This window comes from Caulobacter sp. Root1455 (assembly GCF_001426905.1).
In the GTDB taxonomy this organism is placed as follows: Bacteria; Pseudomonadota; Alphaproteobacteria; order Caulobacterales; family Caulobacteraceae; genus Caulobacter.
Map to the genome: position 1 here is coordinate 271,067 of NZ_LMFQ01000020.1, position 22,355 is coordinate 293,421.

A 22,355-nucleotide genomic window follows, 5' to 3' on the forward strand; every position below is an offset into this window, starting at 1 on the left:
CGCCTTCCGTTATCAGAACGCGATGATGGCCTGGACCATCGGGACCCAGGCCGTCATGCCGGCCGTGTAGGGGGTGAAGGTGCCGCTATAGGGCACGTTGACCGTCCGCATCAGCTCCGCGGACAGCCACATGCGCTCGGTCGGGACGAAGTACCACTTCAGGCCCACGCCCGCCTCCCAGGAGTCGCGGAACTCTCCGAACACCCTCGAGCCGCGGCCGTACACCATCAGCTTCTGGGGAGCGATGAACGTGGCCGCCGACAGCTCGAAGCCGTGATCGAACATGTGCTTGATGGGAATCGGACCGTCGGCCTCGAAGTCATCCACCCAGCGGAAGTAGTACTGGCCGTTGAGCGACCACCCGTTCCGTTTGACGCCCCCGTCGATCGCCCACATTTCGTAGGTGGCCTTGTCCACGGTCACGCCCGGCGCGAAGGCCCCGGTGCTGAAGGTCAGCACGCCGTCCGAGTTGTACATCGACGTGTTCTCGGGGCTCGACTGGTCGAGGTTGGTGAAGCGGTCTTCCCTCGACCGCGTGTACGACGTGCCCAGGCGAATGCGCAGATCCGACGAGGCGTAATAGTCATCGTACATGTTGCGCGACTTGCCCGGCGGGCCGTAGTCGCCGAGCGGTTCCCACCAGACGCTGCCCGAGCCCATCAGATTGGTGTCGATCTTGGCGGCCGAGATGTTCAGCGTGTTGAGCCCGTTGCCGACGAACGCCAGGTAGTGCAGGCCGTGCGGGAGGTCCCCGTTGGCCCATATCCCCTGGGTGAAACCGGGACGGAAGAAGTTGTCCGCCATGGTGCGGTCGGTCGACTGGAAGAACGGGAAGGTGTTCACCAACGAACGGCTGCCGGGAACGCCCGTATAGCCGCCCCAGAGCGTGAAGGCCTTGTTGAATTGCCAGCCGATGTTCCCCGCCACGACGATCGAGGCCGACCCGGCGGACGTCCACACGGTGGAGCTGTAGCGCAGTCTCCGGTCGAAAATGTAGCCGCCCAGGATGAACATCGAGCGGTTGACGGTGATGTCGTTGCGCGGATTGACGGTGCGAACGACGCCCAGATGATCGGTGAAGGTTTCGTCGGTCGAGGTGGTGTTGAGGTACCGGACCTGGGTGTTGACGTTGAACTTCAGCAGGAACGGGACCTTGGCATCGTCGGGGTTCTCCCAGATGACGATGCCGTCCTGGTAGCGGTCGACAAGCTTCCGCGTGACTGAATCTTCCGGTTCCGTCGCGGCGGGCGGCGCCGAGGCCGCCACCTGGAGCGGCGCTGTCGCGGGCGCCGCGGCCGCGACAGGCGGCGGGACGGGTTGCGCGGCCGCCGGCGCGGCCTGCCTGTCCAACTGTTGCTCCAGCCGGTCGAGCGTCTCGGTCAGCGCCTTTTGCTGTTCCTGCATGGCGCGAAGCTGCTCTCGCACCGCCGTGACCTGCTGTTCCAGTTCGGCGGGCGTGGCCGGCCGCGCGGGCGCCTGCGCATGGGCGGCGGTCGCGACCATCGTCGTCAGGGCGCCGACCGCGATGGAAAGCCCGAGGCGCGCGCGACGTCGTCCGCGGCGATCGCGCGACCCGGGCTCCTGCCCCGAACTGGCGATCGGTCGCGCCATCGCCGCCTCAGCCGAGCCTGACGGAGACGGCGAGACCGCCTCGGGAGGCCTTGGCGGTCAGGGCTCCGGTCGACAAGGTCCTGGCGCCGCGCGTCATGAAGGCGCGACGCTCTGATCCGGCCGGAGGTTCGCGCATGTCCAATCGCGGAACCGGACTGGAATTTTCTGACGCGACGTCGCTTGCCATCACCCCGAACCTTTCGAAGGCTTCAAGAGCGTGGACGGTCCGATTTTTAGCTGGGACGGGGCATAGGGTGAAATGCTGAGGCCGGCGTCACGTCGAACCCAGGTTCAGCCCATGGTCGGCGATGCGGGCCGCCCCCGGCGGGGGCGCGCAAGGCGTCGTGCCTCTCGTCAGTCGGGAAGACCGAGTCCGGCCTGGCGTCTTCGGCCCCGACGCCGCCCGCGAACCGCGTTGATCGGCGCCATCGGCTGGAGGCCGCCGCGAGGCCTTTGCAGGCAAGCGGATTTCGAGACGGCTACGGCCGTCTACGAACATCTGCAAACAAGGGGGTGGCGGAGAGGGTGGACGCGATCATGTCGTCAATTGCCCAACTTTACAAAGCGTTAGAGCGATTTTCGGCGGATTTCGTCCCACAAATCGATCCGCAAACACTAAAATAATAGCCAAACTCAAAGAGCCGAGAATGCGCTTCTAGAAAAATTTTTCCCGAAGCTACTGTCGTGGGGCGTAGCCATGTAGGACCGGCGATGGCCGGGCGGGATCGACTCCGCTAGAACCGACGCACCAGTTTTAAACCATGGTCGCTTATGAACGCCGTCGAGATCGAAGAAGCCGTATCGGAGCTTGCAAGCGTCTCATTCGACGCCGCTGAGTTCCCGTTTGCCTTTCTCGCCGCGTTCGGAAACCGACAAGTGACGGTCCAGCGCTTGCGAGCCGGATCGGGTAACGCTTCGGACGTCGTGGGTGGTGTCCTCCAACGCAACAACATCCACATGGCAGTGTGCGCGGAAGGCCGAGTGAGCGAAACTCTTTCCGCGCTGCGCACCAGCCCAAAGACAGCGATCAACAAGGTCAAGTTTATCTTGGCAACTGATGGCGTCATGTTCGAGGCTGAAGAGCTGATGACGGGGGAGGCGCTAGCTTGTGCCTATCCAAAGTTTTCAGACCATTTCGCGTTTTTCCTGCCCCTGGCAGGGATCTCAACGATCAAGCAAATCAAGGACAATCCGGTCGATATCAAGGCGACCGGGCGCCTGAACAAACTCTACATTGAGCTCCTAAAGGACAATCCCGACTGGGCTGGCGCAGAGCGTCGCCACGACCTCAATCACTTTATGGCCCGATTGATTTTCTGCCTGTTTGCGGAGGACACGGGGATTTTTCTCGGTAACAGCCTGTTCTCCGCGACTGTCGAGCGTATGAGCGACGGTCAATCGAGCAACACCCACGAAGTCATCTCAGAGCTGTTCCGCTCAATGAACACGAAGCTCGATGAGCGCGCGACATCCAATTTTCGCCCTTGGGCGGACGCGATGCCCTACGTCAACGGCGGTTTGTTTTCCGGATCGGCCGACTGCCCAAAATTCAGTAAAATCGCGCGATCTTACCTTCTGCGTGCGGCGGCGCTGAACTGGCAGGAGATCAATCCTGACATCTTTGGCTCCATGATTCAGGCCGTGGCGGACGAGGAGGAGCGCGGAGCCCTCGGAATGCACTACACCAGCGTGCCGAACATCCTGAAGGTACTCAACCCACTATTCCTTGATGATCTGCGCGTTCATTTGGAGCAAGCAGGCGACAACGCACGCTCGTTACTCAACTTGCGCAAACGAATTGCAAAAATCCGGGTGTTCGACCCAGCCTGCGGTTCCGGAAATTTCCTGGTTATTGCCTACAAGCAGATGCGGGCCATTGAAGCGGAGATCAACCGGCGTCGCGGCGAGGCCGACCGACGCACGGAGATTCGTCTCACCAATTTCCGGGGCATCGAGCTGCGCGACTTCCCGGCCGAAATTGCGCGACTAGCTCTCATCATCGCAGAATACCAATCCGACGTCGTCTATCGCGGTCAACAGGAAGCCTTGGCCGCGTTTCTGCCGCTGGATACCCAGAACTGGATCACCTGTGGCAATGCCCTAAGGTTGGACTGGCTTAGCCTTTGGCCGCCTACGGGCACACGGGTCAAACTGCTCGCCAGCGACCTTTTCGAGACGCCGCTCGATCAAGCTCAAATCGATTTTGAAAATGAAGGCGGCGAAACCTATATATGCGGAAACCCACCATATCTCGGCAGCAAGTGGCAATCCGACGAACAAAAATCCGATCTCGCGTCCATTTTTGCTCACAGGATCTCAAGCTGGAAGTCGCTGGACTATGTCGCGGGCTGGTTCATGAAGGCGGCCGATTACGGCAGACACACCGTAGGGGCTACGGCCCTCGTCAGCACGAACTCGATATGCCAAGGCCAGCTGGTGCCAGTGCTATGGCCGGCCATTTTGGAGACGGGCGCACGAATTCACTTTGCATACAACTCGTTCAAATGGGCAAATCTTGCGAGCCACAACGCTGTAGTCACGGTGGTAGTGGTTGGTATGACTCACGCCGACATTGACGTCTGCAAGTTGTTTGAAATGCAGCCAGACGGAGAGCTTGTTGAGCGCCAAGTCGATAACATCAATGCCTACCTTATACCCGCTCCCAACATTGTGATTGACGCTGCGAGGTTGCCGCTCAATTCACTCTCACCAATGGTCTTTGGTAATATGCCCCGCGACGCGGGTTACCTGCTAATGGATGACGATGAGCGGCGAGAGCTAATCCGAACAAATCCGGCCTCAGGCCAGTACCTCAAGTGGTTTCAAGGCGCGGATGACTTCATATCTGGCCGGCATCGCGCGTGCGTTTGGGTCGACGAGAAAGGCTTCGCCGAGGCATCGGCGATACCGGAATTGGCGGCGCGCTTCGACGGGGTGAAGCGTACGCGTTTGGAATCTAACGCCGAGTCCACCCGGTCCTTCGCAGCCAAACCCTATCGCTTCGTGCAGATCCAGGGTGTCGCACAACGTAGCGCCATCATCGTTCCTCGCCACTCATCCGAGCGCCGCGAGTATCTCCCAGTGGGATTGATCGACAGCGACGTGATCGTCGCCGATAGCGCTCTTGCGATCTACGACGCAGAGCTGTGGAACATCGCGATCTTATTGTCGAAGCTTCACCTTATTTGGGTCGCAGCAGTCTGCGGAAAAATCAAAACGGACTACCGGTATTCTAATACAATTGGCTGGAATACCTTCCCAGTTCCATTTTTGACTGCTCAGAATCGAGCCGCCCTGACCCTGGCCGCAGAGAATATCCTGCTGGCGCGTGAGGCGCACTTTCCAGCAACTGTGGGCGAACTCTATGATCCCGACAAGATGCCATCAGACTTGCGCAAAGCCCACGAGGCTAACGACGAGACCGTGGAGCGAGTCTACATCGGGAGGAAATTCAAGAACGATACTGAGCGTCTAGAGAAGCTATTCCAGATGTATGCAGACAAGAGTACCGGTAAAGTCGTCTTGGGGAAAACCGCATGAATGTTGATCATGTTTTGCAGCCAGGGGCTCACTCAACCTTGGAGACACTTAGGGCGTGCGTTGCTGCAAAATTTGCAGATCAGGCGGATGTCGCGGTAGCCTACATTACATCGAGCGGGCTCCTCAATTTGCTTAACATGTTCGAGCGTGAACTGGACGGTGGCCTGAACAAATTTCCAATAAGATGGATTACGTCTTTCGACTATAGGCGGACCGACCCTGCATGCTTGAGCCGCCTCCTTGATCTACACGCTGACCGCATTCGCATATTTGGTGGTATTCAGGCTCTTGGAACGAGCTGCATGCCTAGCGTTCCGTTTCACCCGAAAGTATTTATGTTCAAGGGTGTGGGGCAGCAACGGGTATTGTCCGGCTCCGGAAATCTCTCCTATTCCGGCCTTGTGCGGGGTCATGAGGCCGGATTCTTGGTCACGGATGCAAACGGGAAGGCACCGGTCGCTCCGTCAGTTGATGGCTATTTCAAATGGTTCGACGGCCTTTGGAAAGCGTCTGACACCTTGGATGCCAATCTCCTGGCTCGCTATAAGGTGCAGTACGACAAAAGAGAAAACCTTGAAGCGCCGGCTTTAACGGACGACGACGTTCTGCCCGCTAGTAAAAGCGCGACTGCGCTTTCTCTGTCAGATCTGATGAAGATTAGGGCCGCTCGCCGTTTGTGGATTTCAGCGGGTAACATTGGGAAAACCCGTGGAAAAAACGTGCCTGGAAATCAGTTGATGCTGAAGAGAATGACTCGTGTATTCTTTGGTGCGCCGGCAATTGACGTTCCAGTTGATACAATGCTGGGGCATTTCGCCATTTCCTACGAAGGTCAAGAATACAAAGATTGTACGTTATATTACAGTAATAATAAAATGGATAAGTTGACACTCCCCATTCCGGGTGACGGGGGGCCAAATACATATGATCAAGCCGTGATATTGTTGGAACGCGTGCAGCCGGATAGGATTCATCTCACCTTAGCAAACGCCGGCGACAAGGCACGCTGGACAAGCAAAAGCAAAGCTATTGGTGGATACTTCGAAATGAATGGCGGCCGTGATTGGGGGGTTTTTTGATGGTCGATTTGAACTTTGAAGAGCGCTGCTCGTGACGACAGCTAAGCCCATCCCTGCGGTCGCCTTCACTGCCGGCCGCACCGGGGCCTCGACGAAGGCCAATGAGCTGGGCATGCGTGCCATGCAAGAGCGGGCCTATGACAGGCGGGGTGAGCAGTATCTGCTTATCAAGTCGCCGCCGGCGTCGGGCAAGTCGCGAGCGCTAATGTTCATCGCTCTGGACAAGCTTCACAACCAAGGCGTCCACAAGGCCATCATTGTAGTGCCCGAACGCTCGATTGGCGGCAGCTTCGCTGACGAGCCACTCGCCACCTATGGCTTCTATTGGGACTGGACGGTCCAGCCCCAATGGAACCTTTGTAATGCGCCCGGCATCGATGAACCGCGCGTCGCCAAGTCGAAAGTCAAAGCAGTGGGTGAGTTTCTCGCGAGCGCGGACCCTATTTTGGTCTGCACGCACGCGACATTCCGTTTCGCGGTTGATGAACTGGGCGTTGAGGCATTCGATAACTGCCTAATCGCAGTGGACGAATTCCATCATGTCAGTGCCAACCCGGACAACCGGCTGGGCGCGCAACTTGCGCAGTTTATCAGCCGCGACAAGGCGCACATTGTGGCGATGACTGGCTCGTATTTTCGAGGTGACGCCGAGGCAGTTCTAAGCCCCGGTGACGAGGCGCGGTTCGTGACTGTGACTTATACCTACCACGAGCAACTCAACGGCTACGATCATCTTAAGACATTGGATATAAGTTACTTCTTCTATTCGGGAAGTTACCTTGACAGCATCATGAAGGTCTTGGATGCCGACTTAAAGACAATCGTCCACATTCCGAACGTCAACTCTCGGGAGAGCACCGCCGACAAGATCAAGGAAGCCAACGAGATCATGAGCGCCCTCGGTGATTGGGAGGGCGAGGACCCCGTGACCGGCTTTCATCTCATCCGCCGGGCGGATGGGCGCCTGCTGAAGGTGGCTGACCTTGTGGATGATGACAGCGCTAGGCGGGATCGGGTTATCAGCGCGTTGAAGAACCCAATGCATCGGGCCGACCGCGACCATGTGGATATCGTCATCGCCTTGGGTATGGCCAAGGAGGGGTTCGACTGGATTTGGTGCGAGCACGCCCTGACCGTTGGCTATCGCTCCAGCCTAACTGAGATCATTCAAATTATTGGCCGTGCCACCCGTGACGCGCCGGGTAAGGCGGTGGCGAGGTTCACAAACCTGATAGCCGAGCCCGATGCCAGTCAGGAGCTGGTGGTCGATGCGTTGAATGACACGTTGAAAGCCATCGCGGCCAGCCTACTCATGGAACAGGTCTTGGCTCCGCGCTTTGACTTCACCCCTAAAGATCTCGGCCCCAAAGAGGGCTTCGACTATGGACCTGACGGCTATCACGAAGGTGGTGCTAACGTCGGAGTCAACGAAGCGACTGGCCAGATTCACATGGAAATCAAGGGGTTAGTTGCGCCAAAAAGTCTTGAGGCGAAGCGCATCTGCCAGGAAGATCTAAACGAGATCATCACTGCCTTCGTGCAGGACAAGACCATTGTTGAACGAGGTATTTTCGACGACGAGACGGCGCCGCAGGAGTTGACCCAACTGCGTATGGGCAAGATCGTGAGGGACCGCTTCCCCGAACTGAGCGACGAGGATCAAGAGGCCGTACGTCAACACGCTATTGCCGCGCTGAATCTAACGCAGAAGGCCAACGCGGTGGCAGGTGGAGTGGGGAATGACGAGCTGAGGGGGAGCACCGCTTTCGTCGATGGTGTGCGCAAGTTTGCTCTCAGCGTGCGCGAGCTAGACATCGACCTAATCGATGGGATTAATCCTTTTGAGGCGGCCTATGCGGTGCTAGCCAAATCGATGAACGAACAGATGCTCAAGCAAGTCGAAGTGGCCATCGCTGGCAAGCGTGCCGGCATCCCGCTGGAAGAGGCGCGGGATCTGGCGCTTCGCGCGCGGAAGTTCAAACAGGAGCGCGGCCGGCTACCGGATATCAAGTCACAAGACGCCTGGGAACAGCGTATGGCCGAAGGCGTGGCTGTCCTCGCTCGCCACGTGGCACAGTCCGCCAATGGCTGAGCTAAGTGATCGTGAGCTACTCGAAGAGCTCGGCGTCGCCGTCGAAACCAAGGCGGTTGCGATCAGAACGCCGCGCGAGGAACGGATCATCGCGGGCTTCGAGGACATCTTGAAATTCGTCGATAAACACGGCCGCGCTCCGCAGCCTACTGAGGACCGGGATATTTTTGAGCGGCTTTGTGCCGTCCGACTTGAGCGCATACGTGCCCAGGCCGATTGCCAACAGTTGGTTGCCCACTTGGATACACACGGCCTACTCTCTGGAGGTGTCGGCGTTGCGGAAGGCCAGGCCGAATTTAAAGATGATGCGAGCTTACTCGCGGAACTCGGCGTCGTTCCGCCCGCCGAGGTGGACATCACGGTTCTGAGGCATGTTAAGTCACGTGACGAAGTCCGCGCCGCAGAGGAGATCGCCCAACGCGAACGCTGCGAGGATTTCGATCAGTTCAAGCCACTGTTCGATCAGATGCAGGCTGAGTTGGCGGCCGGCGTCAGAGAGGCGCGTGAGTTCGGTCGCGATCCGAGTGTGGCCCAGGGCGACTTCTTCATTCTCAGTGGGCAGGTCGTTTACGTCGCCGACATGGGCGAGGCCATCAAGGCGCCCAATGGAGAATCAGACGCGCGCTTACGTGTCATTTTCGCCAACGGAACCCAAAGCAACCTTCTACGGCGGTCGCTGCAACGGGCGCTCTACAAGGACGAGACTGGCCGGCGAATTACGGTGCCGTCGGCCGGCCCGCTCTTCGGCGCGTCAAGCGAGGGCGAAGACCTCGAGAGCGGCACGATTTATGTTCTACGAAGCAAATCTAACCATCCAGATGTTGCCGCCCACCGGAACCTAATCCACAAGATTGGGGTAACCGGCGGCTCCGTCGAAACTCGGATTTCGCAGGCAGTGAACGACGCCACGTATCTACTGGCGGAGGTCGAAATAGTGGCGACCTACAAGCTGTTCAATATTAATCGCGGCAAGCTAGAGAACTTGCTTCATCGGGTGTTCGCGCCAGCTCGGATCGACCTCACAATAGAGGATCGCTTCGGTCGAGCCGTGCAACCGAAAGAGTGGTATCTAGTCCCCCTGGCAGCTATTGATGAGGCGGTTGCGAAGGTAAGGGATGGGTCGATTACTCAATTTACCTACGATCCGACATCCGCAACATTGATCGGAAATGTCGCCAATACGTAATGCCACAAGCGTTGTAACATGCTCCGCCTGGGAGGCTTACCGCTCGCCGCTGCGCATTATTTAAGAGTGAGATCCGGGGCTTCTCCCCCCTCGCGCGCCAACGAGCCATCCGGCAGGCCGCAAAATCTCTCAATTATGCGCGGGCTCAGCGCAAGGTCGGCCAGTATCTCGTCCGGATGAACCCTGCCACCATCCAAGATAAGCTCCATTGCTCGGCGCATTAGTTTAGGTTGCTCGATCGCAATTTGCCTCGGATCGTCAAGTGGCTCCTTAGTGCGCCACTTCCGAAAGGACAGTTGCTTATACAGGTTGGTAAACTGGTTTTCGTCGATGACGCCCAGATCGCTAGATCTATAGATCATCGCCTGGACAGAAACGCGCCACCGCCTTTTAAGCTCTAAGAACGCATCCAATCGAATGGAATATACTTCGCTAGGGAAAGAGCGTCGCGGCAGCAAAAACGCACCCGCAAAGCGATCTGCCTCGCGCTCAATGATCTTAAGGGTTTTGGGGTCGGCGATCTCTTCGGCTTCAATCCAACGATGAAGGATTAGGTGACCCAGTTCGTGGGCGAGATCGAACCTCACACGCGCGCCGGACTCCTTCTCAGCGGCCATAAACACGAAGGGACGATCGCCATTCCAAAATGAGAAGGCGTCGATGCGCTCGCCCTCGATCTCATAACGGCAGAGCGCCACGCCCTTGCTCTCGATCAATGCTGCAACATTGGAGATAGGACCCAAGCCAAGGCCCCATTGGCGACGGCAATCCTCAGCGATCGCTTCAATTTCGTCTTCGGAGTAGCGACCGGATGGGTCGGCCGGCGCCGCTTGCGGAATATCTACGGCAGGATAGTTGACGAAGCCGTCGAGGTAGCGCGCGGTCTGAGCGAACCAAGTGGTCAGGACCGCACAAGCTTCATTTCGGCGAAGAGTGTCAGGCCCGACCTTTCGAAAAAAGCGGACGCTGTAGCGGCCAAAGTCAGGCGCGTCCTCAGCGGTGAAGAATGCCGGCGGCTGACCAAGGGCCTCGCAGATCTTCGCGAACGTATCGCTTTCGGGGGATTTGTCCCCTCGTTCATAAGCCGAAACCGATTGCCGAGTAACGCCGATGCGCTCGGCAAGTTCGGTCTGCGTCAGCCGCACCGCCCGGCGCCCGTCCTGAAGGCGCGACGGAATCAATCGCCGCCCGGCTGTGAGAGCGCGGGCGGCGGCGGGGAACGCGATAATGTTGTCAGGCGTCGTTGGCATTGTCCCTACGCCACTTATCGATCTCTTCCTTCAGTGTCATCACCGCTTCGACGTCCGTATCCTCGATGGGATACAAAGGCGCGGCGACTTCATGCGGCATCTGCATCAAGTTCGGCGTCCGGTACAAATAACCCTTCGCATGGTCCTCGTTCGGCAAGCCTAGATGCGCAAAGTTCAGATCCTGATGACCATGGACCAGGAGGATGTGCGGGACGCCCAGCGTTTCGACCTTGCCAGATGGATCGGGAAGTCCCTTCAGCCAGCCTTGGTTCCTCAGCCGCCGGTTAGCACGAAACCGAACGTCGCGTGGTTGCTTTTCGGGCTCGGCCACCTGACTCACGGTGACAACCGAGTGCGACAATAGAACTTCGAGATATTGGCCGGTCGGCTTCTCGAAATACCGCCACCGAAAGTCCGCATCCCACTGGCCGCTCTGGATCAGCCCAGCCAGGCCGTAATCGACTGCCCATTGCACAATCCGCCCACGCTGAACGCTCGGCACTTTGAGGAACGGGGTGTCGTCTATGTGAGCGGCAGCGGCGGCGTAAGCCGTCTTAAGCGCCGTGGGTATCAAGGCCCGCCGGCTCGGCGGCACCTGGTCAAAAAGAAATGCTTCAGCCTGATCCACGTGGGGTCCTTAAGTCCTGCGCCTGCCACTCCGCAGCAACCTTTTCCGAAATATCTCTCATTTTGTCAACCGTATCGGATTTTCACCGCCCCCGGATTGAGGTACATATGGCGAAGCTGGCTTTCAGCTTGGGAAGAAAACTGATGACAAAGATCCGAGGGCGCAATGATGGTCCGGGCGGGCGGAACGAACACTACGACATTGGTTCGAGGACCAACGTTCCGCGCAGAAACGTTGTGGCCGAAATTAAGCGTGGCGAGCACCCTGGCGCTCACACGGTGAGGATTAACGGGCGCGAATATGCTCGCGACAACCCCGACAGCTCGACGAAAGACAACGTCAATCGCGACAAGTAGCGATGCGTTCTGAAGCGAAACCCCTCGCCGTTAAACGAGGATCTGCAAGCCGTGCTTCTGGACAATTGCCAGCAGCTTGAGCGCCGCCCCGCTGGGCTTCTTGGCCCCGGCCTCCCACTTCTCCACGGTGCTCTCACTGGTGTTGAGATAGCGGGCAAAGACCGGCTGGCTGACATGGTTGCTCTCGCGGAGCTGTTTGATCTGCGCGGGCTCGATCATCGGCGGCACGGTGAGGCACGTGGCGTCGAAGTCGCGCATCGTGGCCTTGTCGATCGTGCCGGCCCGGTACATCCCAGCGACGTTGTCATGGATCGCCTCGAAGGCGTCGCTCTTAAACTTGCGCTTGGTCATGACAGATCTCCAAAATCGCCTTGGCCCGTAGCTCCTTGGCGATCTCCACGTCGGTCTTTTCGGCGTAGAGATCGGCCAACTTACGAAAGGCCTTCAATTCGTCGTCGTCGATATTTGCCCTGTCCTTCTTGGCGAACAGATAGGCGTAAACCCAATACCTTCGACCTTTGGCCAGGATGATGCTGCGGCTACGGTTCTTGTCGAGGCGCTTCTTGAACACCCCGCCACCCAGATCATCGGCCTGGCCTGCCATGGCCGCCGCAACCGCCGCGCAAAGCTCGCTGTCCTTGATCAGCGCTTTCTTGGCCGCCTTGGTGAACCAAGCCGTCTTGAAGACCCGCGCGACGTCGTTGGCCTCGGTCATGAGAAATATGTAGCACTTAGTGCTATCCAATTCAATGGCGAGAGCACGTGCATCATGACGCGCTCAGGGAGTCCACGCTGATCAGACAGCGCTTTGCGCCCTTGGCCTTTTGAGCGGCAGCTACGCACCGAGCCAGCACATCACGGTTTTGCTCGACGATCCGCCGCGCGGTTTGTATCTCCTGCCAACGCTGCGGGTCAGCGACAGCCAGCAGTCGCTCACCAGCCGGCCACATATCGCGGTGAAGCACGCGGGCCGCCCTCCTCTCGAGCCAAGCCCATTGTTCTGGAGCCGCCTGCGCAACGATGACTGGAAAGCTCGCGCCGAGAACCGCGCCGCCGACCACACCGGCCAACGCCGCCTGCAAAAGCCGCCAGTTCTGCACGCTGGCCAATCGCGCGGTATCGACCCAGCCGCGAAGATCGCCGGCCGCTCGTTGAAGCATCTCCTGGGCCTGATGCAACGTCGCGCGGTCCTGTCGCCGGGCCTCATCACCGGCCGCCGCAATCTGCTGCGCGATCTCAGCGGGCGTAGCCGCCAACGCCGGACTCGTCGCCAACTTCCCTATCCGCCCAACCGCGACCCTCACGCCTTGAGCGATCTCGCCCAGCGTCTCGCTGTAATCTGGGACCGATGCTCGTTCGGCGGCGAGCCCTGCCAGAGCGACATTCAACAAGGCCACTTCCCGCCGCAACGCCTCGAACGCCACCGCCGCCGGATCTACCGGCGCTTCTGATCCGATATCCTGATCCATCCCAACCTCCTGCTTTCAGATGCCAAGTCCTCGGCCGCGCCCGATGCCGAGGTAGTCCGAGAGTCCCTGGCCGACGCTGCGCCCCATCTCGGCCGGGAGCCATAGCTCGGGCCTGCGGGCGCGCAGCAGCGACTCCACCTGCGGGTCGCGCTCCAGGCTCTTGGCCATCGCGCCCATGCGGTCCTGGACCTGGCCGGCCCCGGTCATGTCGCCCGCGCGATGCAGGGCTGAGCGCTGGCGCTCCAGGCCCTGCCAGCGCTCGACGAAGCGGTCGGCGCGCAGACGCGGATCTGCCCTGACCTCGGCCTCAAGCTGAAGGACGCGGATCGCTCGCTGAGTGCGCCCCGACGCAGTCTCCCCGGCCAAGCCTGGATCGCGGACGTAGGCCCGCTCCAGATCCTTGGCGGCGTACCGACCGATCTTCCCCACGGCCTCGCGCGCCTGCTCCAGGGCCTGCCGCTGATGAGCGAGCACCGGCAAGCCGCGGTCGTTCATACGCATGACGTCGGCCGCGGCGCGCGCGTGGCGCTCGATCACCCGGCTCTGAACAACCTGATCGTCATCACGCGCCGGCGCCGTCGGTTGATGCGGGGGGCTGGCCGGGCGGAATCCGGCGAACATCCCGCGCTCGCGTTGCGGCGGCTCCTTGGGCCGCATCGACGCCGGCACATGAATGTCGCGCCGCTCGGCGAAGTCGCTGGCCATGTCCTTGGCCTGCTCGCGCGACAGCACGCGGGTCAGCTTGCCGAAATCCTCGAACTCGTCGCGGCCATAGTGAACCTGCAGGCTGTCACGATGCCGCGACAGGGCGACATAGGCGCCGTGGCGATCCATCCCCGGCGTCGCCAGCACATGGGTCCGATCGACCGTGACGCCCTGGCTCTTATGGATGGTGGCCGCGTAGCCGTGATCGACCTGGGCGTAATCCTTCAGGTCGAAGGCGACCGAGCGCCCTGCGTCGGGACGCCCGGCGTCGAGACGCACGGTTATGTGGGTGGCCGATACCTGCTCGATCTCACCGAGCATGCCGTTCTTCACCCCCAGCCCGCGATCGTTCTTCAGGAACATCAGCCGATCGCCGGCCGCGAATGCGCGCTCGCCGCGCTCGGCCTTGACCGTCACGTCCTCGCCCAAGGCGCCGGCCTGGCGCAGCCGCTCGCGGGCCGTCAGGTTGAGATCGCGCACCTCGTCATTGGTGTGGGTCAGGATGATCCGGCTCTTGCCGGGCTCGGCCACGCGGTCGCGATCCCAACGCTCGACCAAATCCTCCCGCGCCTTGTCGCGGGTCTCGGCGGCGTGGACCATGCCACGCGCCTCGTAAGATGCCAGCGCCTCGCCCGTCCGACCGGTGGCCAGATGCCGCGTGGCGTCGCGCTGCCAGTCCTCATGCTGCCGCCGAACCTGAGTGATCTCGACGTGAGAATGACGCTCGGCGATCGACCGGAACGCCGCTCCGGCCTCGATGGCCTGAAGCTGCTCGGGATCGCCGACCAACACCACCTTCGCCCCGGCCTTCTCGGCCGCCGACAACAGCCGCTCCATCTGTCGCGAACCAATCATCCCGGCCTCGTCGATCACCAGCACGTCGCGGGCGTCGAGCAGCTCGCGCCCCTGGCTCCACTGATGCTCCAGGCTGGCGATTGTGCGGGACGCGATGCCAGAGCCGCCCTCCAGGTTCTCGGCGGCGATACCCGCCAGCGCCAAGCCCTGAACGCGATAGCCGGCGTCTTCCCAGGCCTCCCGCGCCACGCCAAGAAGCGCCGACTTGCCGGTGCCGGCGTAGCCGACCACCACGCCCAGATCGCGGGCCTGGGTGACATGCTCAAACGCGGCCTTCTGCTCGCCAGAGAGGACGAGACCGCGCTGCTCCGCGAGCGCCAAAGCGCGGCGCTGATCCAGTTCGCTGACCCGATGCGCCCGACGCTCGGCCATCACGGCGGCGGCGCGGTGCAGGCGGTCCTCGACCGCGATCATCTCGCGGCTGGTGAACCGATCCTGGCCGCGTCCGTCCTGGCCCAAGGCCACCAGCTCGGGCGAGGCCTGCACGGCGCCCATGGCCCGGTCGAACTGCTCCTTCCCATCCGAATGACGGTGCATGAACATCGCCAGGTCACGGCGGGTGAAGGTGGCTTGCTGCTTGGTGATGGCGTCTAGGGCAATGCGAGGATCGGCGATGATCCGCTCGCCATTGGCCCGTGCGATCTCGTGGTGTTCGTCGAGCCGATCGGCCTCCAGGCCCTCGTCGGCCCTGCGCCCGGCGGCCGGGCCGATCTTGTTCTGCGGCTCAAGCTCGATGCCCTGGTGTTCCAGGCTGCGGTGATCGATCCGCGCGTCGATGTCGATCTGCGCCAGCCGCTCATTGACGTGATCGGCCCAGGCCTCGCGCCAATGCTCGACCAGTTCGGTACGGTTCCAGTTGCGGACCTTGGCGCCGAACCCGTCGTCGCCGACCTCGCGCATCGACAACATAACGTGGGCATGGGGCTTGGCCAGGCCATCGGGGCCGATATCCCAATGCACATTGAGATCGGCGACCATCCCGCGATCGACCATCTCGCGCTGGACGAAGTCGCGGGCCAGCTCGATGCCTTGGGCCTGGTCCATCTCGCGGGGGATGGCGAACTCGACCTCGCGGGAGAGCTGGGCGTCCTTGCGCTTCTCGCCGGCCTCGACGGTGTTCCACAGTGTCGCGCGGTCGGTCAGATGGTCGGGCGCGCCGTCCGGCAGCATCACTTCGGAATGGACGACGCCGCTTTTGTTGGTGAAGTCGTGATCGCGATCCAACCGCTCGTCGTGCAGCCGCGAGGCGGAGCGATAGGCGGCCGAGGCCACGGCGCTGGCCCCGGTGGCGCGGCTGATGACTTTGACGGAGAAGTGGAAGATCGCCATGGCGACAGACCACTTACTATCCTGAGCGCACGTCGGCACGACGTATAAGCGCGCCCTCCAAGATTAAAATCTCGGGAGGGACCGGACCGTCCCAATGTGTTCCGCCGACCTTACAGCCTTCCGAGCGCCGTTGTTTTATCCTCTTCGCATCCCGCACTCATGGAGACTGCGATGCGCAAGCCCCGAGACTTTGATGCAGAGCTGAAGACGCTGGAAGACAAGGCCAGAACGCTGAAGGAGCGGAAGATCAAACAGCTCGGCGAACTGGTGATCGCCACAGGGGCCGACGCGCTGGATGTCGAGACCTTGGCGGGCGGGCTGCTGGGCCTAGTCGAGACGAAGGACGCTGCCCGCAAGGCGGAGTGGCGCAAGCGCGGGGCGGGGTTCTTTCGCAGCGGGAAGGCAGAACCTGCGCGCGCTGCTGGCGGCGAACAATGACGCCGTCCGTCGAATCAACGCGGCGCGACACAGGCTTGAGGCGCGGCGGGCCAGGACGGACACGCGGACCTGGGTGATGCAGCGGCGCGAGCGGACGCATCACCTGATCGAACTCGGCGGCCTGGTGCAGAAGGCCGGCCTCGTCGATCTGACCGGCGACGACCGCGCCGCGCTCTACGGCGCGTTCCTGACGCTGGCGATGATGCTCCAAGGCGAGGACCGCGAACATACCCTGGCGCTCTGGCGACGCGGCGGAAAGCGGGCCTTTGAAGAGTCGTAACCGACCAGATCTTCGCCTACCTCATAGCCTTCGCATCCATTTGACGGTGGATCATCGGAAGTTGTCGGCGGGGGAACGCGCGGTGATTTTGACTATCCATACCAGTGACGAATTAAATGCGCATCTCGCGACGCTAGACGACGCCACGGCCAAGGCGATGACGGTGCTACGGGCTGCCGTAACTCCGCGCGAGGTCCTGAGGAGAATGAAATTCGAGCCGATCGGCTTTCATCCAATCAGTCATCAGCCCCTGAACTTGATAGAGCAGATCAATCAGACCTTCACGTTCATGGTGGCCCTGAAGGCGACCGAGTGGCTGCTTCACCGCCATCCAGACGCGGGCGGTTTTCACCTTGCGCCCGGAGCAAGCTTTGCCCAACCCCTCGACATAATGAGCGTCGAGCCGGGTTTGGTTGGCGCTGAATCGTTTGCGGCGGTCAGCCCCAACAACAATGGCAAGCTGGTGAAGGATCTTAAAAAATTGGCCGGCGCGGCTGAGACTTATCGCTACGCGTTTTTCTACGCCCCCAACTTCCCTTTTGGCCGCGTAACGCATCTGGAAAAAATCACCGGCGTCGAAGTGCATTGTGTGGAGATCTGAACCGACGTTCCGGCTATCCCCAACCTTCGTTCGGAGACAATCCGCCCTGGATCGCTTGGTGGAACAAGGGCCGGACGGGCTGGCGCGCGTCAAGGGTGCGCCCTGCGGGGCGCATCGCGAAGCGACGGCGAAGCCGCCCTTGACCCGCACCAGCCCGCCCGGCAGAGGCTCTCCAAGCGCTCCAGGGCGAGCACCGACCGTTTCGGTCCTAGCTCCCGCGAGCAGGTACGCAATCGGGCGAGGCGGTACGTCTCCGACGCAAGACGCGTTGACGTTTGGTTTAACGGTTGAAACCGTGTCGCTCTCGCATTGCCTTGGAGCGTGACTATGGCCGCTGTCCCGTCGTCTGCCGTTTTGCGCGCCATCGTCCGGCACTATCGACTGCGAGCCGACGAGCGTGCCGAGGAGGACAGTTACTGGCGGGCAGGAGAGGACTTAGCCGAAGCCATCCATCGATCGGTGGGGCTAGAGACGCCTTGGGGGAAGCATAGTCACCAGCAATTATTACCGCCTGCCGTGTTGTTGGCCAGCCGCGCGAAATTGCTGGCAGATCAGGAACGACTGCGCGGCACCAACTCGTTCGACGCCCTTTTAAGCCAAGTCGAAATGACGCTTGATCCAGTCCGTGGCGCCGGAGAGATGCTCGACTATGACGCCGCCGATCGGATTGGGCTGTGTCTTCGACGTGAGCCAGAGGCGATCTACCTCCACAACGGGACACGCCGAGGTGCCCAGGCGCTGATTGATGGTCTCGGCGGCAACGTCCGCTCTATTTCTCGTGAGCGGTTGCCCCCCGAGTTCCATGGACTGAGCTATCGCGAAATCGAGGACATTCTCTGCATCTATTGCAGCGTCTTTACAGGCGAAAGCCCAGTGCCTGATGACAGGGAAAGGTCGTGTGGGCGAAAGGCCCGTAAACCTCAATCTCGGCGCTGCTAGGTTCCAACAATCGGCGCGCCGCAATGAGCGCATCGGACGTGCTGCATCTCGGCCACCGCGCCCTTAAACAACTCAAAGCCGTCGCCGCGTTCATGGTCCATGACCTTTACGGCGACCCGAAGCTTGCTGGCGACACCTCGCATGTCACGCGCGGCCAGGGCCGGGAGGGCGTCGAGCCCTTGGCGTCTCTGCTCAAACAGCCCCTTCACCTGCTTGTCGATGGCGTCCATTTCTTCGGTCGGCGACAAGGCCTCACGCTGGTCGGGTGTCATCTCGCGCCACCGCCTTTCCTTGACGAGCACGTTCTCCAGATCCGACCAGCGCGACAACAGCCGGTCGATCTCGGCGTCGAGTGCTAGCCATGCATCGCACCGCGCCGTGACGTCATCTGACGGCGAAACGGGACCAACATTGGCTAGAATCGGCGTGGCGCTGGCCACCCCGATCAAGACCCGGCGGGAGACGGTGAAGGGGTCATCCTTGTTGTCAGACATGGCGAGCCTCCGGGCTGGATTCGGCGATGCGTCGGGGCCGGACGCGCTCAATGAGATCAAGGGTTGAGGTGAGCTGACAAAGCGCCGTCGCCATGTGCGCCTCGACCGCTTGAACCGGGAGGCCCAATTGACGGCCGATCAGCCCGTAATCGAGCGCCTGGACACAGCACAGCAGGAATACGTCTCGCGTGTCGCCACGAAGGTTCATCACGGCGTAGGACGTCACTTGCTGGCTGTTATGAGGATCAAAGCCGCTGCCGCGCCACAGGCGTCGGTGTCGGCAACGCCACCACTGCGTCGGATCGAGCAGCCAAAGCTTCCCATGGCGGCGCATCATTCGCCCTCCATGTTCATCAGACTGGGCTCGTCGTCTAACGCCTCGCGGTCGATGGTGGCGCTTACGCCGGCAATGAGGTCCCGGACCGTTTCGCAGGCCTCGGGCCAGGACACCGACGCGACGGCCTCTGGCGTCATCGCCGAAACGGCGTGGACCTTGTAGTAAGGGCTGAGAAGCGCGGCGAGCGCGGAGAGCCCCAAAGGCGCGCCGATGAAGCCGGCGCGCCGAGCGCACTTCAGCGCCTTGGTCAGGTCGTGGCGGATGTGAATCCGATTCCAGTCGTCGCTCATCCCGCGATCGAGCAGATAGGCCTTGAGCGCCAATTCGATCGCGATGGCGAGGAAGTAGCGGGTCACCTCCGGGTGGCGATCCTGCGCCGTCTCGGCGGCCTCGTGAAAGCCCGCTGCGTTGCGGAGGAAGGTGTACGCCAACAGCCAATCGGCGCCGCCGCGTCGTCTGGGCGCCCGGCGGCTCATTTTGGCGCGCTGAGTTTGGCGAGGTCACGGACGGCCCGGACGATCAGCCCGTGCGCCTCTGGGTGATCTTCCTCGAAGATTAGACGCCCCGCCACCGAGAGGTTGGCAATGACCGCTTCGACGCTCTTGGCCGGGGCTGGGCGCATAGCCTTGAGAAGTACGTGGCTTTCGGTCTCCAACTCATCGAGCCGCGCCTCGATCTGCGAAAACCGCGCGCCCTCTGGGACTGCGGCCCGCTCGTCAGGCGACAGGCGAAACCATCGGCGGTTTTTGATCAACCAACCTTCGAGGGTGCCCCATTCGGCTAGAAGTTGGCGATGCTCAACGTCCATGGCGATCCATTGCTGACAGATGGCAAGGTCGGGATCGCTTCTGACGGTATGTGGCCCAAGGCCACTGATCAGAGGCACCGCCGACGCTCCGGCCAGTACGGTGCGCCTCGATGGTTCAGGCAAGCGCGCAGGCGCGCTTCCCGCCTTTCGACGTGAGCTCATGACTCGTCATCCTGAGTGTGTATTACTCCTTTAGTATCATCGACGACCTCTTTCGACAAGCGAAAAGTATCGTGAACTTTACTAATAGTAAAATGCCATGCTGACGGCGTCGCAAATCCGGGCGGCGCGGGCGCTTGTCGATTGGAGCGGACCCAAGCTCGCGGAGGCGGCGGGCCTGTCCTTGCCGACGATCCGCCGAATGGAAAGCGCCGTTGGACCTGGTCGTAGTTCGGTCGATAACGTGGAAGCCGTACAGCGTGCGCTGGAGGCGGCCGGTGTCATCTTTCAGATGGCCGACGATACGGCTGGCCCAGGCGTGCGCTTGAAGAAGTAGGGCTTAACCGGCCCGGTCTAGCCACGGCCAGCTACGGCCTCGCCCGTGCAGAACCCACCGCAGGCACGGTGAGCCTACGCTAGAGGGCGCCCAGAGCCTGTCTTTCCACGCCTTAGTACGCTTTGGCCCCGCGCTCCCTTGCGGTGTTCTTCCGCCGATCCAATTCTGGTCCATCGAATGCCCCGAGATCCCAGTCTGTGGAGCTTGTCGCGATGGCTGAACCTGATCGTATTCTGCGTATCCGAACCGTGCTGCTACGCACGGGTCTGAGCCGCTCAACCCTCTACCGTAAGATCGGTGAAGGTTCATTTCCACGGCAGGTGCCAATCAGCGTGCATGGTGCCGGATGGAGAGAATCCGCGATCAATCGTTGGATCGCAGATCCGTCGGCCTACCGTGCCGAATAGTGCGGTACTGGATCAGATCGGGCGAGCTTCAGGCGTATCATATGCGTCTGGAGCAGGCTTTGCCGCCAGCTGCGCGCAGCCTGCGGCGACTGCCCAGTCCTCCATGAGCAACTTACGCTTCTCGAATAGGTCGCCGCGCCGGTAAGCGGCCTCGACCTTGTTCCCGATCGTGTGGGCGAGCGCCATTTCCACAATCTCGCTTCGATACTCGGTGGTCTCAGCCGCCCAATCGCGGAAGGTGCTGCGAAAGCCATGGGCGGTGAGGTCTTCGCGCTTCATTCGCTTCAGCACCGCCAGCATCGCCATGTTGCTCAGCTTCTTGCCAAACAGGGTGCCCCAGAAGAGGGGGCCGACGGGTGGTATATCATCTGGAATGGGCTGCCTTTTGGATTCGAGAACGCGCCGGATCACGGCGGCGTAGTCGGCCTTCCGCCCTTCAAGGATCTCTATCAAGGGCGCCGTGAGTGGGATGCGGTGTTCCTTGCGCCCTTTCATTCGGTCGGCCGGGATGGTCCAGACACGGGCGGCTAAATCGATCTCGTTCCATTCGGCGCCGATGACTTCTCCGGTGCGGGTGGCGGTAAGGATCGTGAACTCAAGAGCTCGCGCCCCGGTGCCGGGTTGGTCCTTCAGCGCAGCCATGAATGCGCTCAACTCGGCGTAGGGCAGGGCGGCGTGATGCTCGACCTTGTGGACGCGCGATTTCGCCGGCAGCAGCTTTTCAAGGTGCCCCTTCCAGCGCGCCGGGTTCTCGCCTTCGCGCAGCCCTCTGGCGGTCGCCCAATCGAGCACCGCCTCAACGCGCCCTCGCACGCGGCTGGCGGTCTCGGGCTTGGTGGACCAGATCGGCTCCAGGACGGCCAGCACCAGCCCTGTGTCGATGTCCGAGACGCCGCGATTTCCGAAGATCGGATCGGCGTAGGTCGTCAGGGTGCTCTCCCATTGCTGGGCGTGCTTCTCGTTGCGCCAACCGGCCTTGTTCGCGCGGATATAGGCGGACGCCGCCTGCTTGAACGTGAAGCCCTTGGCGGCTTCCAACGTTGAGCGTGTGCGAGCCAGTTGACGTTGTTCAATCGGGTCGATGCCGTCGAACTTCAGGCGGCGGGCGTCGCGCGCCATCGCGCGCGCTTCCGACAAGCTGATCGTATGGGCCGGACCTAGCCCCATCTCGCGGGCGCGGCCCTGGAGCATGTAGCGATAGACCCAGGACTTACCGCCGCCCTTCTGGACCATCAGATAGAGGCCGCCGCCGTCCGGGTGCATTCCCGGCCGTGTCGTCCTTTTGACCTGCAGCGCCGTCAGGCGTTCCCAAAGTCGGGCCATTTTGTCCCACACTTCGTCCCACAAATGAGACTCGGAGCGTGTTGGATCGCGTGAGACGTGTCGAAACACGTTTTCGCGATTATCCCTTATGGCTCAGGGATTTGCGGGACGCCCGGGGGCGTTCTGGCACTG

General features: G+C 61.1%; 23 protein-coding genes. 11 read left to right on the plus strand and 12 right to left on the minus strand.

From position 1 onward, the window contains the following. Positions 1-12: 12 nt before the first annotated feature. Positions 13-1,611 (minus strand): hypothetical protein, encoded by a 1,599-nt coding sequence (locus tag ASD21_RS10660; protein ID WP_056440434.1) that lies wholly within the window; start codon positions 1,609-1,611, stop codon positions 13-15. 771 nt (positions 1,612-2,382) lie between these two features. On the opposite strand from ASD21_RS10660, the gene ASD21_RS10665 reads away from it, so the two are divergent. The 4 genes from ASD21_RS10665 to ASD21_RS10675 are packed head-to-tail and all read left to right on the plus strand — an operon-like array spanning position 2,383 to position 9,508. Continuing rightward, positions 2,383-5,151, plus strand: coding sequence for a class I SAM-dependent DNA methyltransferase (locus ASD21_RS10665; RefSeq protein WP_056440435.1), 2,769 nt, complete (start codon positions 2,383-2,385; stop codon positions 5,149-5,151). Continuing rightward, positions 5,148-6,230, plus strand: a complete 1,083-nt coding sequence (locus ASD21_RS23910) for a hypothetical protein (RefSeq protein ID WP_156398346.1) — start codon at positions 5,148-5,150, stop codon at positions 6,228-6,230. The genes ASD21_RS10665 and ASD21_RS23910 overlap by 4 nt, the downstream gene beginning before the upstream one ends. 31 nt (positions 6,231-6,261) lie before the next feature. Then, on the plus strand, positions 6,262-8,322 hold the full coding sequence (locus ASD21_RS10670) for a DEAD/DEAH box helicase (RefSeq protein ID WP_056440436.1): 2,061 nt from the start codon (positions 6,262-6,264) through the stop codon (positions 8,320-8,322). Beyond that, positions 8,315-9,508: a GIY-YIG nuclease family protein gene (locus ASD21_RS10675; RefSeq protein ID WP_056440438.1), complete on the plus strand. Its 1,194-nt coding sequence runs from the start codon at positions 8,315-8,317 to the stop codon at positions 9,506-9,508. The genes ASD21_RS10670 and ASD21_RS10675 overlap by 8 nt, the downstream gene beginning before the upstream one ends. 56 nt (positions 9,509-9,564) lie before the next feature. Here the strand turns inward: ASD21_RS10675 and ASD21_RS10680 are convergent, their stop codons facing one another. Continuing rightward, positions 9,565-10,758 (minus strand): helix-turn-helix domain-containing protein, encoded by a 1,194-nt coding sequence (locus tag ASD21_RS10680; RefSeq protein WP_056440440.1) that lies wholly within the window; start codon positions 10,756-10,758, stop codon positions 9,565-9,567. Beyond that, positions 10,742-11,386, minus strand: a complete 645-nt coding sequence (locus ASD21_RS10685; protein WP_056440442.1) for a hypothetical protein — start codon at positions 11,384-11,386, stop codon at positions 10,742-10,744. Before ASD21_RS10685 ends, ASD21_RS10680 begins: the two co-directional genes overlap by 17 nt. Positions 11,387-11,493: 107 nt before the next feature. On the opposite strand from ASD21_RS10685, the gene ASD21_RS23310 reads away from it, so the two are divergent. Further along, the gene (locus ASD21_RS23310; protein WP_200941420.1) at positions 11,494-11,742 is read left to right on the plus strand and encodes a hypothetical protein; all 249 of its coding nucleotides are present in this window, start codon (positions 11,494-11,496) and stop codon (positions 11,740-11,742) included. Positions 11,743-11,772: 30 nt separating this feature from the next. On the opposite strand, the gene ASD21_RS10690 is transcribed toward ASD21_RS23310, so the two are convergent. Genes ASD21_RS10690 through traA form a run of 4 tightly spaced genes read right to left on the minus strand, consistent with a single transcriptional unit; the run spans position 11,773 to position 16,100 of the window. Further along, on the minus strand, positions 11,773-12,093 hold the full coding sequence (locus ASD21_RS10690; RefSeq protein ID WP_056440444.1) for a helix-turn-helix domain-containing protein: 321 nt from the start codon (positions 12,091-12,093) through the stop codon (positions 11,773-11,775). Then, on the minus strand, positions 12,074-12,457 hold the full coding sequence (locus ASD21_RS10695) for a type II toxin-antitoxin system RelE/ParE family toxin (RefSeq protein ID WP_056440447.1): 384 nt from the start codon (positions 12,455-12,457) through the stop codon (positions 12,074-12,076). The genes ASD21_RS10690 and ASD21_RS10695 overlap by 20 nt, the downstream gene beginning before the upstream one ends. A 52-nt stretch (positions 12,458-12,509) precedes the next feature. After that, positions 12,510-13,211, minus strand: a complete 702-nt coding sequence (locus tag ASD21_RS10700) for a DUF6118 family protein (RefSeq protein ID WP_056440448.1) — start codon at positions 13,209-13,211, stop codon at positions 12,510-12,512. A gap of 15 nt (positions 13,212-13,226) precedes the next feature. After that, positions 13,227-16,100, minus strand: a complete 2,874-nt coding sequence (traA, locus tag ASD21_RS10705) for a Ti-type conjugative transfer relaxase TraA (protein WP_056440450.1) — start codon at positions 16,098-16,100, stop codon at positions 13,227-13,229. A 171-nt stretch (positions 16,101-16,271) separates the two neighbouring features. On the opposite strand from traA, the gene ASD21_RS10710 reads away from it, so the two are divergent. The 4 genes from ASD21_RS10710 to ASD21_RS23915 all read left to right on the plus strand — a co-directional run bounded on the left by ASD21_RS10710 (position 16,272) and on the right by ASD21_RS23915 (position 18,358). Continuing rightward, entirely contained in the window at positions 16,272-16,538 is a 267-nt protein-coding gene (locus tag ASD21_RS10710) for a conjugal transfer protein TraD (protein ID WP_156398347.1), read from the plus strand. A 76-nt stretch (positions 16,539-16,614) separates the two neighbouring features. Then, positions 16,615-16,818 (plus strand): conjugal transfer protein TraD, encoded by a 204-nt coding sequence (locus ASD21_RS10715; RefSeq protein ID WP_056440454.1) that lies wholly within the window; start codon positions 16,615-16,617, stop codon positions 16,816-16,818. 82 nt (positions 16,819-16,900) lie between these two features. Then, entirely contained in the window at positions 16,901-17,419 is a 519-nt protein-coding gene (locus ASD21_RS10720; RefSeq protein ID WP_056440456.1) for a hypothetical protein, read from the plus strand. A gap of 327 nt (positions 17,420-17,746) precedes the next feature. Then, positions 17,747-18,358, plus strand: a complete 612-nt coding sequence (locus tag ASD21_RS23915; RefSeq protein WP_156398348.1) for a hypothetical protein — start codon at positions 17,747-17,749, stop codon at positions 18,356-18,358. Here the strand turns inward: ASD21_RS23915 and ASD21_RS10730 are convergent. The 4 genes from ASD21_RS10730 to ASD21_RS23315 are packed head-to-tail and all read right to left on the minus strand — an operon-like array spanning position 18,355 to position 20,075. Further along, positions 18,355-18,852 carry a hypothetical protein gene (locus tag ASD21_RS10730; RefSeq protein WP_056440460.1) on the minus strand — a complete coding sequence of 166 codons (498 nt, stop codon included), beginning with the start codon at positions 18,850-18,852 and terminating at the stop codon, positions 18,355-18,357. The two genes, ASD21_RS23915 and ASD21_RS10730, sit on opposite strands and share 4 nt — an antisense overlap. Further along, positions 18,845-19,189, minus strand: a complete 345-nt coding sequence (locus ASD21_RS10735; RefSeq protein ID WP_056440462.1) for a hypothetical protein — start codon at positions 19,187-19,189, stop codon at positions 18,845-18,847. Before ASD21_RS10735 ends, ASD21_RS10730 begins: the two co-directional genes overlap by 8 nt. Beyond that, positions 19,186-19,620 carry a hypothetical protein gene (locus tag ASD21_RS10740; protein ID WP_056440464.1) on the minus strand — a complete coding sequence of 145 codons (435 nt, stop codon included), beginning with the start codon at positions 19,618-19,620 and terminating at the stop codon, positions 19,186-19,188. Before ASD21_RS10740 ends, ASD21_RS10735 begins: the two co-directional genes overlap by 4 nt. Positions 19,621-19,661: 41 nt before the next feature. Beyond that, complete coding sequence (locus ASD21_RS23315) at positions 19,662-20,075, minus strand: hypothetical protein (RefSeq protein ID WP_235524870.1); 414 nt, start codon at positions 20,073-20,075, stop codon at positions 19,662-19,664. A 181-nt stretch (positions 20,076-20,256) separates the two neighbouring features. Here ASD21_RS23315 and ASD21_RS10750 point away from each other — a divergent pair, with 181 nt between their 5' ends. Both ASD21_RS10750 and ASD21_RS23320 read left to right on the plus strand, forming a co-directional pair. Further along, entirely contained in the window at positions 20,257-20,493 is a 237-nt protein-coding gene (locus ASD21_RS10750) for a helix-turn-helix domain-containing protein (protein ID WP_056440467.1), read from the plus strand. A 212-nt stretch (positions 20,494-20,705) separates the two neighbouring features. Next, on the plus strand, positions 20,706-20,900 hold the full coding sequence (locus ASD21_RS23320; RefSeq protein WP_082554714.1) for a helix-turn-helix transcriptional regulator: 195 nt from the start codon (positions 20,706-20,708) through the stop codon (positions 20,898-20,900). 12 nt (positions 20,901-20,912) lie between these two features. Here ASD21_RS23320 and ASD21_RS10755 read toward each other — a convergent pair whose 3' ends face one another. Next, positions 20,913-22,247, minus strand: a complete 1,335-nt coding sequence (locus ASD21_RS10755; RefSeq protein WP_235524871.1) for a tyrosine-type recombinase/integrase — start codon at positions 22,245-22,247, stop codon at positions 20,913-20,915. Positions 22,248-22,355: the final 108 nt, after the last annotated feature.